Source organism: Cellulosimicrobium sp. CUA-896 (assembly GCF_001942335.1).
GTDB lineage: Bacteria > Actinomycetota > Actinomycetes > Actinomycetales > Cellulomonadaceae > Cellulosimicrobium.
In genome coordinates, this window is the sequence record NZ_MKKH01000014.1 from 33,543 (window position 1) to 48,472 (window position 14,930).

Genomic DNA, 14,930 nt, shown 5'->3' on the forward strand with positions numbered 1-14,930 from the left:
GAGGTCACCTACCTCGAGACGAGGCGTGAGGGCCGTGCGGTGGCGGACGACGTTCGTCGCCTCGCTCCTCGCGGCGCTCGCGGGCGCGCTCGTCGCGCCGGCGCCGGCCGTCGCCTCCACCGACGGGCAGGACCCGGCTGCTTTGCCGGAGGAGGTCGTCGAGGACCTTGCCGAGGACCGCGAGCGCATCGCCGCCGTGGACGTCACGGCGGCGATGCGGGCGGACGCGACCATCGACCTGCGCCCCGCGGACGCCACCTTCGCCCTGCTTCGCGCGGACGCCACGACCCACCTCGAGACGACGCGCGAGGAGGACGAGACGACGACCGTCGTGCTGACCGCCGACCTCATGTTCGCGTTCGACTCCGCGGAGCTGTCCGAGGAGGCGGCCGACGCGCTCGCGACGCTGATCGAGCATGTCCCGCAGGGCGCCGCGGTCGCGGTCGACGGGCACACCGACGCCATGGGGACCGACGCGCGCAACGACGAGCTCTCGGCGCGGCGGGCGGAGGCGGTCGCGGCGGTGCTGCGCGCCGAGCGCCCGGACCTGACGCTCGCGGTGACGGGTCACGGCAGCCGGCAGCCGGTCGCGGAGAACACGCTCGGCGGCGAGGACAACCCGGCCGGCCGGGCGCTGAACCGTCGCGTCGAGCTGTCCTTCGCCACCGGCTGACTCGTCCGGGCGGCCGCGAGCGCGCGGCGCGGGGCACCGGGAGGGACACCTAGAATCGGGTCGTGACCTCCGCGCCCGACGTGCCCCACGCCCCGCCGACCGCCACCGACGGAACGACGCCTGACGGATCGACGCCGCTCTCCACGCCCCGCCCCGTGCTCGTCGTCGACTTCGGCGCCCAGTACGCGCAGCTCATCGCGCGCCGTGTCCGCGAGGCGAACGTCTACTCGGAGATCGTGCCGCACACGGCCACGGTCGAGCAGATGCTCGCGAAGGACCCGGCGGCGATCATCCTCTCGGGCGGTCCGTCGTCCGTGTACGCGACCGGGGCCCCGTTCGTCGACCCGGCGCTGTTCGACGCGGGCGTGCCGGTGCTCGGCATCTGCTACGGGTTCCAGGCGATGGCCAAGGCCCTGGGCGGCGACGTCGCGCAGACGGGCAACCGCGAGTACGGCGGCACGGAGGTGTCGGTGTGCGAGGCGGGCGTCCTGCTCGCGGGCTCGCCCGAGAACCAGACGGCGTGGATGAGCCACGGCGACGCCGTGCACCGGGCTCCCGAGGGCTTCGAGGTGCTCGCGACGTCGTCGGGCTCGCCCGTCGCCGCGTTCGAGGACCGCGGGCGGCGTCTGTACGGCGTGCAGTGGCACCCCGAGGTCAAGCATTCGGCGCACGGCCAGGCCGTGCTCGAGCGGTTCCTGTACGACGGCGCGGGGCTGGCCCCGGACTGGAACGCCGGGAACGTCATCGCGGACCAGGTCGCGGCGATCCGGGCGCAGGTCGGCGACGCGCGGGTGATCTGCGGGCTGTCCGGCGGCGTCGACTCGTCGGTGGCCGCGGCGCTGGTGCAGAAGGCGGTGGGCGACCAGCTCACGTGCGTGTTCGTCGACCACGGCCTGCTGCGCGCGGGGGAGGCCGAGCAGGTCGAGCGCGACTTCGTCGCCGCGACCGGCGTCAACCTCGTCGTGCGCGACGAGAAGCAGCGCTTCCTCACCGCGCTCGCCGGGCACAGCGACCCCGAGACCAAGCGCAAGATCATCGGGCGCGAGTTCATCCGCGTGTTCGAGGACGCGGCACGGGACATCGTCGTCGACGCGGGCGAGCACGGGGAAGAGGTCAAGTTCCTCGTGCAGGGCACGCTCTACCCGGACGTCGTCGAGTCCGGCGGGGGCGAGGGCGCCGCGAACATCAAGAGCCACCACAACGTCGGCGGCCTGCCCGACGACCTGCAGTTCTCGCTCGTCGAGCCGCTGCGCACGCTGTTCAAGGACGAGGTCCGTGCGGTCGGGCTCGAGCTCGGCGTGCCCGAGGCCATCGTGTGGCGTCAGCCCTTCCCGGGCCCGGGCCTCGGCATCCGCATCGTCGGCGAGGTCACCGCGGACCGGCTCGACACGCTGCGCGCGGCCGACGCGATCGCGCGCGAGGAGCTGACCAGGGCCGGCCTCGACCGCGAGATCTGGCAGTGCCCCGTCGTGCTGCTCGCGGACGTCCGCTCGGTCGGCGTGCAGGGCGACGGCCGCACCTACGGCCACCCGATCGTGCTGCGGCCGGTGTCGTCCGAGGACGCGATGACGGCCGACTGGACCCGCCTGCCGTACGACGTGCTGTCCGTCATCTCGACGCGCATCACGAACGAGGTGCCGGAGGTCAACCGGGTCGTGCTCGACGTGACGAGCAAGCCCCCGGGCACCATCGAGTGGGAGTGAGCCGCACCGGGACGGAGGGGTCGACCGTGGCAGGGCACAAGATCTTCGGGATGAGCTTCGCGACCATCTACCCGCTGTACGTCGCGAAGGTCGAGCGCAAGGGCCGCAGCCGGGCGGAGGTGGACCAGGTCGTCACCTGGCTCACCGGCTACGACGACGCGGGGCTCGCGCGCGCCGTCGCGGACGAGGTCTCCCTGGAGGCCTTCTTCGCGCGGGCGCCGGCCATGAACCCGAACGCGTCGCTGGTCACCGGCGTGATCTGCGGGGTACGGGTCGAGGAGATCGAGGACCCGCTCATGCAGCGGATCCGGTGGATGGACAAGCTGGTCGACGAGGTCGCGCGCGGGAAGAAGATGTCGTCGATCCTGCGCGGCGAGGCGCCGGCCGCGTAGCCCGGCGCCGCCGTCACAGCGGGTCGAGGCGGGCCCGCAGCAGGCAGAACTCGTTGCCCTCGGGGTCGGCGAGGACGTGCCAGGACTCGTCGCCGGTCTGCCCGACGTCGGCCCGCCGCGCGCCGAGGGCCAGCAGCCGCGCGAGCTCCGCGTCCTGGTCGCGGTCCGTGGCGTTCACGTCGACGTGCAGGCGTGACTTCCCGGGCTGCGGGGTGTCGTGGCGGCTGAGGACGATCGTCGGCTGCGGTCCGCCGAAGCCCTCGCGCGGGCCGATCTCCAGGGACCCGTCGCCCTCGTCGCCCAGCACGACGTAGTCGAGGACCTCGCACCAGAACCGGGCGAGCGCCTCGGGGTCACGGCACTCCAGCACGAGCTCGCTGATCCGGCACGCCATCGTCGGCACGTCCTTCCGTCGCAGGTCGCTGCGGGGGGCCGCACCACGCGTGCCCGGCCCCGCAGCGGGGACACGTCCGGGACGGTACCGGCCGCGGCTCGCGGCCGCGAGGACTTTCCGGGCCGACTTCCCCGGCCGCGCGGCGTCAGGAGCGACGCGCGAGATCCGTCGCGCGCGCGTAGGCGCGCTCGACCTCGGCCAGGACGGTGGGCCACCCCGCGGCGGGCGGCACGTCCCGGTTGTGCGCGACCATCCGGTCCACGAGGCCGTCCTCGGTGGCGAGCCGGACCAGCGCGTCGGCGAGCCCCGCGTCGTCGTCGGCGAGGAGCGCGTCGACGCCGTCGGTGAGCCGCTCCGCGACGCCCGACTGCGCGCGCGACACGACGACGAGCCCGGCGGCCTGGCCCTCGAGCGCGGCGATGCCGAACGCCTCGTCCACCGCGGGTGCCGCGAAGACGTCCGCGCGCGCGTAGAGGCGCTGGAGATCCGTTGCCGTGAGGCGCCCGGGCAGCGACACGACGTCGCGGAGCGCGTGCTCCGCGACGAAGCGCCGTGCCGCCTCGAGCTCGGGGCCGTCGCCCGCCACCGTCGCGTGCAGGGCGCCGGCGGGGACGCGCGCCACCGCGTCGCGCACCGCCTCGAGGAGCGGCAGCACGCGCTTGCGTGGGGCGAAGCGTGTCGCCGCGACGACGTGGACGGCCCGGCCCTCCATGCGGTCGGCCCGCTCGGTGCGCGGCACGCGCCACGCGTCGAGGTCGAGACCGTTGTGCAGCACGGCGACCTCGCCGTGGTCGCCGACGATGCGCCGCAGCGGCGCGGCCGTCAGCTCGCTCACCGCCGACCACAGCACGGGCCAGCGGGACCAGCCCACGACGCGGTCGAGACCCGCGAACCAGCGCTCGGCCGACCCCCACACGCTGTGCACGGTGAGCACCGCGGGCAGCCCCGCGCGCACCACGGCGCGCAGCGACGCCTGGGTCGACGGCGTGAGCACGCCCATGTGCAGGTGCACGACGTCGGGCCGCTCCGCACCCAGCAGCCGCCGGACGTGGTGCGGTGCGCGCGGGTGCACCGGGTACCCGCCGGGCACGCGCGCCGCCAGGCGGTGCACCCGCACCCCGTCCACCTGTTCCGTGCCGATCCCGTGCGCGCCGGGGCGGGACGGCGTCGTGCACACGACCGCGACGTCGTGCCCGGCCGCGGCCTGCTGATGCGCGAGCCTCGCCACCTGGGTCTCGATGCCCCCCAGGAGCGGGAGGTAGCAGTCGGTGACGTGGACGATGCGCACGCGCGCATCCTCCCACCCGCGGTGGCGCGTCCCCGCATCGGCGCACGTCCGGCGCACGCCGGGACGTGCCGCGCCCGCGTGTTCCCCGGGCGCGGCGCCGTCGCGGTCGCTACGGTGGCCACGAGTGGGTGGTTCGACCGTCTCGCGGCGGTGTCGCCACGGGCGCGGCGCCGCGGACGGACCGTGAAGGTCCTGTCGAAGGGGAGCGCACCATGTCGAGCACCGTCACCGTCTCGCCGGCGCGGGGGGTCCGAGGCATCGGCCTCGTGTCCATCATCGCCGGCATCGTCCTCGTCCTCGCGGGCGTCGGCACGTGGATCGTCGTCGCCACCGAGCTCTCGTCCGAGGAGATCACCGTCTCCGACGACGCGTCGTTCCTCGCGGGGCGCCACGTGGCCGGGCCGTTCACCGCCTACGCCCAGGCGGACGTCATCGACCAGCACGCCCTGGAGGCGAGCGGCGGCCAGACGTACGCCCAGCTCGACCAGGACGACCCGACGCGCGACACCGTGATGAACGCGTCGTTCCTGCGCGCGTCGCTGTACACGTCGGTCGTCGCCTTCGGCGTCTGCGCGCTCGTCGTGGGTCTCGGCATCCTGTTCATCCTCATCGGTGCCGCGCTGCGACGGCTCGCCGGCGGCCCGAGCGTCGCCGTCGAGACCCCGGCCGCGTACACGTCGTCCGGCGAGCTGTCGGAGGGAGGGCGGCACGTCGCCCCGGGCGGTGCGCCGCACGGGCCGTCCCCGGCCGCACCGCCGGTGCGCCCGGAACCGTCGCCGGAGCCCGGGCCGTCGCCGCGGCCGGACCGCACCTCCGCGTACACGACCCCGGGGGCGCAGGCACGCGCGGCGGGTCCGACGACGACCGGTCCCGGTCCGGACAGCACCTCCACGGCGTCCGCCGGCCGGCCGAGCGACGCACCCACCTCGCCCGGCTCCTCGCCCGAGGCGGCTCCGCCGTCGACCGCGGGCCCGGACGAGCCGGAGCGGCGCGGCGAGGCACCTCGGCCCTGACGGGTGCCGGAAGCCGTCCGTCCGGACGCCGGAGACCCGCTGCCGCCGGGCTGCACCGGAGGCAGTGCGCGGACCGCGTCCCGGGCGGACCGAGGGGCCGTGACGCGTCGCGTCACGGCTCCCTCCGTGCTGGCGCCGGTGGTGCCCGGCGGCGCGCCTCAGCCGCGGCCGCGGCGTCGTGCGGCGACCGCGACGGACCCCACCACGAGCGTCACGCCCGCCACGGCGAGCACGACGATCGCGGCGAGCCCCACGTCCACGCTGGCGCCGAGCGCGGTGGCCAGCACCGCGGCCCCGAGGGCCATCACGAGGAAGCCCCACACGATCGTCCCGACGCGCGGGCCGCGCGGCGGAGCAACCGCCTCGGCGGTGGCGCTCGGCGAGCCCGAGCCCGAGCCCGAGCCCGAGCCGGAGCCGGAACCGGAACCGGGTGCCGGGCCGGGACCGGGCCCGGGGTCGGTACGGTGCGTCGGCTCGTCGGTAGTCCGGTCCGCACCCGTGGGCTCCGTCGCGGGACCGCCCGACGCTGCCGTCGTGCCGGTCGGCCCACCGGCCGGGCCGAGCACCGCGTCGCCGAGCGGCTGGGTCGGCGCCGCGCCCCCGGCCGTCCGGAGCTCCAGCGTGTCGTCGGTGTCGCGAGCCTCGCGACGGTCGTCCTGGCTCATCGGTCCTCCTCGATGATCGCCTGACCGGCACCCACGTCGACCAGCAGCACGAGCTGCGGGTCCTCGCCGGCGTCGGCCTCGTCGTTGGTGAAGGTCACAGGCCGCGAGCTGACGCCGCTGATCTCGCGGCGCTCGCCGTCGACCTCCCAGCGCGCGCTGCCCGCCCAGACCTGGACTTCCGCGCGGACCGGCACGCCGTCGGGCACGACGACCGTCACGTCGCCCGCGCCGAGCTGGACCGGCACCTCGACGGGGTCGGCGGCGGTGGCGTCGGACAGGTCGAGGGCGGACAGGTCGATCGTCGGGTCGCCCCAGCGGACGCCGAAGCCCTCGCTCGCGACGTCCGGGTCGGTCACCCGGTACGTGCCGTCGGAGACGGTGCGTGTCGAGTCGTCGACGACGAAGCCGGGGGGCTCGTCGTGCCACGACGCGGCGGGCACGGCGACCACGAGGGCGAGCACCGCGAGCCAGCCCAGGCCACCGCTCGTCCGGCCGCGCAGGCCGCTCACGACGATCGCCAGCCCGGCGAGCACCACCGACGCGCCGGCCCACGTGAGGAACACGGGCCAGGGCAGGTCGCCGGTGCGGTCGACGACGAGCAGGAGCGCGCCGAGCAGGAGGCTGAGCCCGAGGACCACCCCGACCGTCGCGGACCCGGGGCCGCGGGGGCGCGGCGGTCGGGGCGGCCGCGGTGCGCGCGGCGGACGCGGGGGCGCGGGCGGAGGCGTCGTCGCGTAGGGCCCGGCGGGCGTGGGCTGGGCGTCCGCCGTCGGTGCGCCGGGGGCGGACGGGCCCGCCAAGTTCTCGGCCCCGCGCGGTCGCGGGCGGGGAACCCCACGGCGCGTCGGGTGCCGGGGCGCTGCCGCCGCCCGGTGCCGGGGCCGGACCGGCGTGCGGTGCGGACCAGGTCGGTGCGCCACCCGGCCCCTGCGTCCCGGGCCGCGGCCCGCGCCGGTTGAGCACCGAGACCGCGACGACCGCGACGGTGACGATCGCCGCGACCCAGAACAGGCCGTTCAGCCACCCGAGGCCCATGTAGTCCCACCACGACCACCAGCCGCCGCCCCAGCTCAGGCCGACGACCACCATCGCGACCGCGCCGAGCATCGCGACGTCGAAGTTCCCGCGGAACGCCTCCTGGAGGTGGATGCGCCCGTCGCGGCGCTCGGGCAGCAGGGCCCATGCCGCCCCGTACAGGACGAGGCCCGCGCCGGAGAGGAAGAAGGTGACGAACAGGATGCCGCGCACGACGAGCGGGTCGATGCCGAAGCGCTCGGCGACCCCGGCGGCGACGCCGCCGATCCAGCGGTCGTCGGACCGGGCGACGCCGGCGCGACGGACGGCGTCGAAGAAGCCGTCGGTGCTCGACGCGCGGTTGCCCGCGTCGGGCGACGGTCGTGACGGATCCTGCTGCGGGGCCCCGGCGGCCGGTTCGTCCGGTCCGGCCGGCCCCGCCGGTCCCGCGGGGGACCCGGGAGGAAGGTGCGGTGTGCTCATGCGTCCATGCTGGCGCGCGGCGCCGCGCCCGGGGTATCGGGTTCCCCCCTGACCGGACCCTGAATCCGGGTCGCCACGACCCTGGTCTCGGCGCCCAGAGCCTCTCAGGGGCGCGCCGGCGTGTGACGATCGGGGGGTGACGTCCGAGGCGACCCCGCCCCCGAGCCCCGCTCCCGACGGGCCCGCACCGTCCGCGGTGACCCCGCCGGCCCGGGCCGGTCTGCCGCTGCGCCGGCCCGAGCACGGCCGGTGGGTCGGGGGCGTGTGCGCCGGGCTGGCGGCCCACCTCGGCGTGCCCGTCGGGGCCGTGCGTCTGGTCGTCGCGTTCCTCGCGCTCGCGGGCGGGGCCGGCGTCGCGCTGTACGTGTTCTGGTGGGTGACCGTGCCCGCGGGCGACCCGCGGGCCGCGCTCGAGGAGGAACGGCCGGCGTCCCTGTCCCGTCTCGCCCCGCGCCTGCAGGGCAGGGTGACCAGGCTCCCCGTGCGCGACGTCGCGATCGGCGTCGTCCTGCTCAGCGGCGCGGCCGCGCTGGTCGCCCTGCGCGCCGGGGTCGACGTCGAGGTGTCGTGGGTCATCCCGGTGCTCATCGCCCTCGCGGGTACCGCGCTCGCGTGGAGCCAGCTCGACGCCGCGCAGCGCGGCCGCTGGCTCAGCCGCGCCGGGGGACGCACGCCCGGCGGCGTGGTCCGCGTCGCGGGCGGGCTGGTGCTCGTGCTGGTGGGCATCGTGCTGCTCGTCGGCCAGGGCGCGACGACGGCGACGATGATCGGCGCGACCGTCGCGTCGCTCGCCGTGCTCGCCGGGGCGGCGATCGTGCTGGCGCCGTGGTGGCTGCGGCTCGTGCGCGAGCTCGGCGACGAGCGGGCCGCGCGGGCGCGCGAGGCGGAGCGCGCGGACATCGCCGCGCACCTGCACGACTCGGTGCTCCAGACGCTCGCGCTCATCCGCGCGCGAGCGTCCGACGCCGACACCGTGGCGCGCCTGGCCCGCGCGCAGGAGCGCGAGCTGCGCGAGTGGCTCTACGACGACCGCCCGTCGCCGGGCACGTCGCTCGCCGCCGAGCTCCGCGGCCTCGTCGCCGAGGTCGAGGACGGGCGCGTCGGCCGCCGCCCGCAGGCCCTCGGTGCGGTCGGCGGCGCGGAGGCCGAGCCCGGGCCCGTGGTGGTCGACGTCGTCGTCGTGGGCGACTGCGTGCCGACCCCGGCGACGGCGGCCCTGCTGCAGGCGACGCGCGAGGCGCTCGTCAACGCCGTCGCGCACGGGCGCCCGCCCTACTCCGTCTACCTCGAGGTGAGCGCCGACGCCGCCGAGGTGTTCGTCCGGGACCGCGGCGACGGGTTCCGCATGGAGGACGTCGCGCCCGACCGCTTCGGGGTGCGCGAGTCGATCCTCGGGCGCGTGCAGCGCCGGGCGGGCAAGGCCGAGATCATCAGTCGACCGGGCTGGGGCACGGAAGTACGGTTGCGCGTGCCCCGCGACGGCGACCCGGCCGGGACGCCCGCGCCCGAGCGCGCGGCCGGCGAGACCACCGAGGAGACGACGTGACGACCATCCCGAGCCCCGCCGCCGACGGCGCCGCCAGGAGTGTCGGCCCCGTGCCGGTCGTGCTCGTCGACGACCACCACATGTTCCGTGCGGGCGTGCGCGCGAGCCTCGACCCGGCGCTCGTCGAGGTGGTGGGCGAGGCGGACGACGTGGAGTCGGCCGTCGAGCGCGTGCACGCGCTGCGCCCGCCCGTGGTGCTGCTCGACGTGCACCTGCCCGGCGGGAACGGCGGCGGGGGAGCCGAGGTGATCCAGCGCTGCGCCGACGTCCTCGGCGACGTGCGGTTCCTCGCGCTGTCGGTGTCCGACGCCGCGGAGGACGTCGTCGCCGTCATCCGCGCCGGGGCGCGCGGGTACGTGACGAAGGCGATCTCCGGGCCCGACCTGTCCGCGGCGGTGGGCCAGGTGGCGGGCGGCGACGCCGTGTTCTCACCACGCCTCGCGGGCTTCGTGCTCGACGCGTTCGGCACGGGCGCGGGCGACGTCGCCGTGCGCGACGACGAGCTCGACCGGCTCTCGGCGCGCGAGCAGGAGGTCATGCGGCTCATCGCGCGCGGGTACACCTACCGCGAGGTCGCGTCCGAGCTGTTCATCTCCATCAAGACGGTCGAGACCCACGTCTCCGCCGTGCTGCGCAAGCTCCAGCTGTCGTCGCGGCACGAGCTCACGCGCTGGGCGGCGCAGCGTCGTCTGCTCTGAGCCTCGCCGAGCTGCGAGAAGGTGCGGTGCCGACGGGCTGAGCGGCGACATCTTCTCCCAGGTCGTCAGAGGTCCTGGTGAGCGCCGGAGGTTGTCCACAGGGCCTGCCGCCCGCGGCCCGAACCCGGGCAGGCTGTGTCGCGTGCCGACGCCGCTGCCGCCCCTGCCGTTCCGGGTCGCGGACGCCCTGGCGCAGGGCTCGACACCCGCGCAGCTCCGCGCCTCCCGCCTGCACGCCCCGGTCCGAGGCGTCCGCATGGACGCCCGCCGCGCCCAGGACCTCGAGGCCGTGTGCGCGGCGGTCCAGCTCGTCCTGCCCGACGACGCGGGGTTCTCCCACACCAGCGCGGCGGCCCTGTGGGGGCTGCCCCTCCCGCACGGCGCGGAGCCGGTCGCCGACCTGCACGTCAGCGGGGCGCCCGGTCGACGCCCCGTCGCGGCTCGCGCGATCCGCCAGCACGAGGGCCTCGAGCCCGGGGACCTCGCCCGGCTGCACGGGCTGCGCGTGACGACGCCGGACCGGACGTGGGCCGACCTGGGTGCGCTCGGCGCGGCGTCCGATGCCGAGCCCGGGGCGTTCGGGCTCGCGGACCTCGTCGTCGTCAGCGACGCCCTGCTGCGCGGGGTCCGGGGGCGTGGGCCGCACCCTCGCGCGCTGCTGGAGCGGCGGCTCTCCCGGTGGGAGGGTCGCCGGGGCGCGGTGATGCTGCGGCGGGCGCTCGGCCTCTCGAGGCGGTTCGTGGACTCGCCGATGGAGACGCGGCTGCGGCTGCGGCTCGTCGCCTCGGGGTTCCCCTGCCCGGTCGTGGGGGCCGACGTGTTCGACGACGACGGCCGTTGGTTGGCCCGGCCGGACCTGTCCTGGCCCCGGCTGCGCATCGCCGTGGAGTACGACGGCCGGCACCATCTCGTCTCGGCGAAGCAGCGGTTGGACGACGTCGCCCGTCAGGAGGAGCTGGAGCGCCTGGGCTGGCGTGTCGTCGTGCTGTTCGCGCACGACGTGCTCCGGCGGTGGCCCGCCACGGAGGGTCGCGTGCTGCAGGCGTTCCTCGATCGCGGGGTCCGGCCGGAGGACGTCGCTCCGGCGCCGGATGCCGAGGCGCGCACCCGGGTCGTGACGCCGTCCCGCGTGCGGTGACGCGGTGACGCGGTGACGTGATGACGTGATGACACTGCGACGGTCGCGAGCTGCGAGAAGCTGTCGCTGCGGCGCCTCGACGGACGACAGGTTCTCGCAGCCCGTGCCGGTGCGGTGACCCGGGCCTACGGCGTCGCGTCGCTCTCCCAGGCGGGGGAGAGGCGGACGACGTCGCCCACGACCGTGACGGCCGGAGGGCGCACGCCGGCGTCCCGCGCACGGTCGGCGATCGTCGCGAGCGTGCCGACGGTCGTGCGCTGGCGCGGCCCGTACCCGTCCTCGACGACCGCGACCGGCGTCTGCGGCGAGCGGCCCTGCGCGACGAGCGCGTCCGCCGTCTCGGCGAGGCGGGACACGCCCATGAGCAGGACGACGGTGTGGTCGCTCGCGGCCGGAACCTTGCCGACGTCCTCGTGGCCGGTGAGCACGGTGAAGCCGCGCGACACGCCCCGGTGCGTCACGGGGATCCCCGCGGCGGCGGGGACGGAGACGGCGCTCGTCACGCCGGGCACGACCTCGACGGGGATGCCGTGCTCGCGGCACGCGTCGAGCTCCTCGCCGCCGCGGCCGAACACGTAGGGGTCGCCGCCCTTGAGCCGGACGACGCGGCGTCCGACGAGCGCGTGGTGCACGAGGATCGCGTTGATCTCCGTCTGCGGGACCGGGTGGTTGCCCGGCGTCTTGCCGACGTCCACGACGACGACGTCGTCCGCGAGCTCGTCGAGCAGGCCGCGCGGCCCGAGCCGGTCGACCACGACGACGTCCGCCTCCGCGAGCAGACGGCGGCCCCGCACCGAGATGAGACCGAGGTCGCCCGGTCCGCCGCCGACGAGCGCGACCGACCCGACCGGCCGCACGAGCGGGGCGGTCACGGGTCCGGCGCCTGCGAGCAGTGCGGCGCCGTCGTCCGACGGTGCGGCCGGGGACGTCGTGCGCACCGCGCGCAGGGGCAGCTCGCCCGTCTCGAGGAGCGCGGCCACGGCGTCGCGCACGCGCTGCGCCCGTCGGGGGTCGCGGCCCGCGTTCACCGCGACCGTGACGTCGGTGCCCGGGGCGGCACCGCCGTCGGCACCGGGCAGCCCGGGCAGCCCCGGCACGCGCGTGCGCGCGACCGCCGGCACCCACGCGCTGCCCAGCCCGGCGTCGCCCGCGGTGACGCAGAAGACGCGGTCCGCCTCGGCGTCGGCCGCGACGAGCGCGTCGACCGCGCGGTCGCCCGTCGCGGTGTGGGCGAGCCACGCGCCGTCGAGGTCGCCGGTGAGGTAGTCCCGGCGGACCCAGGCCACGGCGCCCGACGCGACGAGCACCGCCAGGTCCTCGCACACGAACGGGGCGACGACGCGCACCTGCGCCCCGGCGTCGAGCAGCCCGCGCGCACGGCGTGCCGCGACCGGGCCCCGCCGACCACGACGCCGAGCCGGCCGGCCACCCGCAGCCCGAGCGGGTACGTCTCGTGGTGCGCGGGAACTCGCGCGTCGGGGGTGCCCGACGCGGCGGTGGCGGAGGTCTCGGTCATGGTCGCCTCAGATCGTGTAGGAGCCGGGACGCTCCGCGGGCCGGCGGGCCGCGGCGAGCGCGTCGCCGACCATGCCGGCGGCGAGCGTGCCGCCGTCCTGGGCGTCGACGAGCAGGAACGCCCCGGTCCGGCGCGCGACCACGTACTCCTCGGCGGCCACCGGGGCCGCGAGGCGCAGCGTCACGCGCCCGATGTCGTTGAGCTCGAGCCGCTCGGCGGGCTCCAGCTCGGCGGTGTCGAGGTCGAGGCGCCCGACGACGTCGCGCACCACGGCCTGGACGGTGCGCGTCGTGTGCTTGAGCAGCACGCGCGACCCCGGGAGGAGCGGGCGGTCTCCCAGCCACGCGACCGTGCCCTCGACGTCCTGCGTGACGTCGGGCGCGTCGTCCGCCGCGGCGATGAGGTCGCCGCGGGCGAGGTCGACGTCGTCGGTCAGGCGCAGCGTCACGGACTGGGGGGCGAACGCCTCGGTCAGCTCCTCCCCGCGCGCGAGCGAGTCGGCGGTGTCGATCCCGGCGACGGTCGTGCGGCGGCCGGACGGCAGCACGACGACCTCGTCGCCGACGCGGACGACGCCCGACGCGACCTGCCCGGCGTACCCGCGGTAGTCGCGGAAGCGGTCCGCGTCCGCCGTCGCCGTCATCCCCGTCTGCGGCCGGATGACGACCTGCACGGGGAAGCGGAACGACTCCGCGTCCGGGTCGTCGCCGGCCGGCAGCTCCTCGAGCAGCTCGAGCAGGCTCGGGCCGTCGTACCAGGGCGTGCGGTCGCTGCGGTCCACGACGTTGTCGCCGACGAGCGCGGAGACGGGGATCGTGTGCACGTCGGCGAGGCCGAGCGACGCCGCGGCCGCGACGACGCCGCGCTCGACCTCCAGGTACCGTGCCTGCGCGTAGTCGACGAGGTCGATCTTGTTCACGGCCACCACGACGTGCGGCACGCGCAGCAGGCTCGCGACCGCGAGGTGGCGCCGCGTCTGCTCCAGCAGCCCCTTGCGGGCGTCGACGAGCAGCACGACGACGTCCGCCGTCGACGCCCCCGTCACCGTGTTGCGGGTGTACTGCACGTGCCCGGGGCAGTCCGCGAGGACGAACGACCGGCGCGCGGTCGCGAAGTAGCGGTACGCGACGTCGATCGTGATGCCCTGCTCGCGCTCGGCGCGCAGGCCGTCGGTGAGCAGCGCGAGGTCCGCGGTCTCCAGGCCGCGGTCGCGCGAGACGCGCTCCACGGCGTCGAGCTGGTCCGCGAGGACGGACTTCGAGTCGAAGAGCAGCCGCCCGACGAGCGTCGACTTGCCGTCGTCGACGGAGCCGGCGGTCGCGAGACGCAGCAGCGTGCCGCGGCGGTCGTCGTCGAGCGGGAGCGGTGCGGCCGGTGCGGCCGTCGAGCGCGTGGTGGGCGTGCCCATCAGAAGTACCCCTCCTTCTTGCGGTCCTCCATGGCGCCTCGGAGAGGCGGTCGTCGGCGCGCGTCGCGCCGCGCTCGGTGATGCGCGTGGCCGCGACCTCCGCGATGACGTCCTCGACGGCGGCCGCGTCCGAGCGGACGGCGCCCGTGCAGGACATGTCGCCGACCGTGCGGTACCGCACGGTCTCGGTGCGCACGGACGCGGCCTCGGCCTCGGTCCGGGGCGCCGAGTACGGCCCGACGGCGAGCAGCATGCCGTCGCGGTCGAACACCTCGCGCTCGTGCGCGTAGTACAGCCCGGGCAGCTCGATGCGCTCGCGGGCGATGTAGCGCCACACGTCGAGCTCGGTCCAGTTCGACAGCGGGAAGACGCGCACGTGCTCGCCCGGCCGGTGGCGCCCGTTGTAGAGGTTCCACAGCTCGGGCCGCTGGTTGCGCGGGTCCCACTGGCCGAACTCGTCGCGCAGCGAGAACACGCGCTCCTTGGCGCGCGCCTTCTCCTCGTCGCGGCGCCCGCCGCCGAACACGGCGTCGAACCGGTGCCCGAGATGGCGTCGAGCAGCGGCTGCGTCTGGAGCGGGTTGCGCGTGCCGTCGGCGCGCTCGCGCAGGCGGCCGTCGTCGAGGTAGTCCTGCACGCGCGCGACCTCGAGCCGCAGGCGCAGGCGCTCGGCCGTCGCGTCGCGGTAGGCGAGCACCTCCGGGAAGTTGTGCCCCGTGTCGACGTGCAGCACGGGGAACGGCACCGGGCCGGGCGCGAACGCCTTGACCGCGAGGTGCAGCATCACCACGGAGTCCTTGCCGCCGCTGAACAGCAGCACCGGCCGCTCGAACTCGGCCACCACCTCGCGGACGATGTGGATGCCCTCGCTCTCGAGCGCGTCGAGCTGGGAGAGCCGGCGCGCGCCGGGCAGCGCGGCGGCGGGGACGGCGGTGGCCGGGTCCGGCGCGCCGGTGGTCGCCGTGGGGGCGGTGGTCAGGTCGGTGGTCGTCATGGCCGT

The 14,930-nt window shown here is 76.4% G+C and carries 12 protein-coding genes and 3 pseudogenes; 7 read left to right on the forward strand and 8 right to left on the reverse strand.

What is annotated here, in order from left to right; all coding sequences use genetic code 11:
* Window positions 1–34 precede the first annotated feature (34 nt).
* The 3 genes from BJF88_RS06275 to BJF88_RS06285 all read left to right on the forward strand — a co-directional run bounded on the left by BJF88_RS06275 (window position 35) and on the right by BJF88_RS06285 (window position 2,768).
* Window positions 35–673: an OmpA family protein gene (locus BJF88_RS06275; RefSeq protein ID WP_075828175.1), complete on the forward strand. Its 639-nt coding sequence runs from the start codon at window positions 35–37 to the stop codon at window positions 671–673.
* A 155-nt stretch (window positions 674–828) separates the two neighbouring features.
* Window positions 829–2,376, forward strand: coding sequence for a glutamine-hydrolyzing GMP synthase (guaA, locus tag BJF88_RS06280; protein ID WP_075828176.1), 1,548 nt, complete (start codon window positions 829–831; stop codon window positions 2,374–2,376).
* Between the two features lie 50 nt (window positions 2,377–2,426).
* Window positions 2,427–2,768, forward strand: coding sequence for a DUF2200 domain-containing protein (locus BJF88_RS06285; protein WP_075828199.1), 342 nt, complete (start codon window positions 2,427–2,429; stop codon window positions 2,766–2,768).
* A gap of 13 nt (window positions 2,769–2,781) precedes the next feature.
* On the opposite strand, the gene BJF88_RS06290 is transcribed toward BJF88_RS06285, so the two are convergent.
* Both BJF88_RS06290 and BJF88_RS06295 read right to left on the reverse strand, forming a co-directional pair.
* Window positions 2,782–3,162, reverse strand: a complete 381-nt coding sequence (locus tag BJF88_RS06290) for a VOC family protein (protein ID WP_075828200.1) — start codon at window positions 3,160–3,162, stop codon at window positions 2,782–2,784.
* A 145-nt stretch (window positions 3,163–3,307) separates the two neighbouring features.
* On the reverse strand, window positions 3,308–4,450 hold the full coding sequence (locus BJF88_RS06295) for a glycosyltransferase family 4 protein (RefSeq protein WP_075828201.1): 1,143 nt from the start codon (window positions 4,448–4,450) through the stop codon (window positions 3,308–3,310).
* Window positions 4,451–4,662: 212 nt separating this feature from the next.
* Between BJF88_RS06295 and BJF88_RS23175 the strand changes: the two genes are divergently transcribed.
* On the forward strand, window positions 4,663–5,463 hold the full coding sequence (locus BJF88_RS23175; RefSeq protein WP_075828177.1) for a hypothetical protein: 801 nt from the start codon (window positions 4,663–4,665) through the stop codon (window positions 5,461–5,463).
* A gap of 158 nt (window positions 5,464–5,621) precedes the next feature.
* On the opposite strand, the gene BJF88_RS19895 is transcribed toward BJF88_RS23175, so the two are convergent.
* The 3 genes and pseudogenes from BJF88_RS19895 to BJF88_RS23180 form a co-directional block, all read right to left on the reverse strand.
* A complete protein-coding gene (locus BJF88_RS19895) occupies window positions 5,622–6,128 on the reverse strand; it encodes a hypothetical protein (RefSeq protein ID WP_187346202.1) in 507 nt (168 codons plus the stop codon).
* The gene (locus tag BJF88_RS06310) at window positions 6,125–6,766 is read right to left on the reverse strand and encodes a LiaF domain-containing protein (RefSeq protein ID WP_075828179.1); all 642 of its coding nucleotides are present in this window, start codon (window positions 6,764–6,766) and stop codon (window positions 6,125–6,127) included. Before BJF88_RS06310 ends, BJF88_RS19895 begins: the two co-directional genes overlap by 4 nt.
* A 586-nt stretch (window positions 6,767–7,352) precedes the next feature.
* A pseudogene (locus tag BJF88_RS23180) lies at window positions 7,353–7,625 on the reverse strand (PspC domain-containing protein); the annotation flags it as partial.
* A 136-nt stretch (window positions 7,626–7,761) separates the two neighbouring features.
* Here BJF88_RS23180 and BJF88_RS06320 point away from each other — a divergent pair.
* The 3 genes from BJF88_RS06320 to BJF88_RS06330 all read left to right on the forward strand — a co-directional run bounded on the left by BJF88_RS06320 (window position 7,762) and on the right by BJF88_RS06330 (window position 11,007).
* Window positions 7,762–9,171 (forward strand): ATP-binding protein, encoded by a 1,410-nt coding sequence (locus BJF88_RS06320; RefSeq protein ID WP_139315937.1) that lies wholly within the window; start codon window positions 7,762–7,764, stop codon window positions 9,169–9,171.
* A gap of 80 nt (window positions 9,172–9,251) precedes the next feature.
* On the forward strand, window positions 9,252–9,869 hold the full coding sequence (locus BJF88_RS06325; protein WP_369824502.1) for a LuxR C-terminal-related transcriptional regulator: 618 nt from the start codon (window positions 9,252–9,254) through the stop codon (window positions 9,867–9,869).
* A 142-nt stretch (window positions 9,870–10,011) separates the two neighbouring features.
* Window positions 10,012–11,007 carry a hypothetical protein gene (locus BJF88_RS06330; RefSeq protein WP_075828180.1) on the forward strand — a complete coding sequence of 332 codons (996 nt, stop codon included), beginning with the start codon at window positions 10,012–10,014 and terminating at the stop codon, window positions 11,005–11,007.
* 125 nt (window positions 11,008–11,132) lie between these two features.
* Here BJF88_RS06330 and cobA read toward each other — a convergent pair.
* The 3 genes and pseudogenes from cobA to cysD form a co-directional block, all read right to left on the reverse strand.
* Window positions 11,133–12,523: pseudogene (gene cobA, locus BJF88_RS06335) on the reverse strand (uroporphyrinogen-III C-methyltransferase).
* A 7-nt stretch (window positions 12,524–12,530) separates the two neighbouring features.
* Complete coding sequence (locus BJF88_RS06340) at window positions 12,531–13,931, reverse strand: sulfate adenylyltransferase subunit 1 (protein ID WP_083648914.1); 1,401 nt, start codon at window positions 13,929–13,931, stop codon at window positions 12,531–12,533.
* Window positions 13,931–14,924 (reverse strand): annotated as a pseudogene (gene cysD / locus BJF88_RS06345) (sulfate adenylyltransferase subunit CysD). Before cysD ends, BJF88_RS06340 begins: the two are co-directional and overlap by 1 nt.
* Window positions 14,925–14,930 lie beyond the last annotated feature (6 nt).

Excerpts from the sequence above, each read along its gene's own strand:
- BJF88_RS06285 (WP_075828199.1), top strand. The coding sequence starts at position 2,427 with ATGAGCTTCGCGACCATCTACCCGCTGTACGTCGCGAAGGTCGAGCGC.
- BJF88_RS06340 (WP_083648914.1), bottom strand. The coding sequence starts at position 13,931 with ATGGGCACGCCCACCACGCGCTCGACGGCCGCACCGGCCGCACCGCTC.
- BJF88_RS19895 (WP_187346202.1), bottom strand. The coding sequence starts at position 6,128 with ATGAGCCAGGACGACCGTCGCGAGGCTCGCGACACCGACGACACGCTG.
- BJF88_RS06290 (WP_075828200.1), bottom strand. The coding sequence starts at position 3,162 with ATGGCGTGCCGGATCAGCGAGCTCGTGCTGGAGTGCCGTGACCCCGAG.
- BJF88_RS23175 (WP_075828177.1), top strand. The coding sequence starts at position 4,663 with ATGTCGAGCACCGTCACCGTCTCGCCGGCGCGGGGGGTCCGAGGCATC.
- BJF88_RS06325 (WP_369824502.1), top strand. The coding sequence starts at position 9,252 with ATGTTCCGTGCGGGCGTGCGCGCGAGCCTCGACCCGGCGCTCGTCGAG.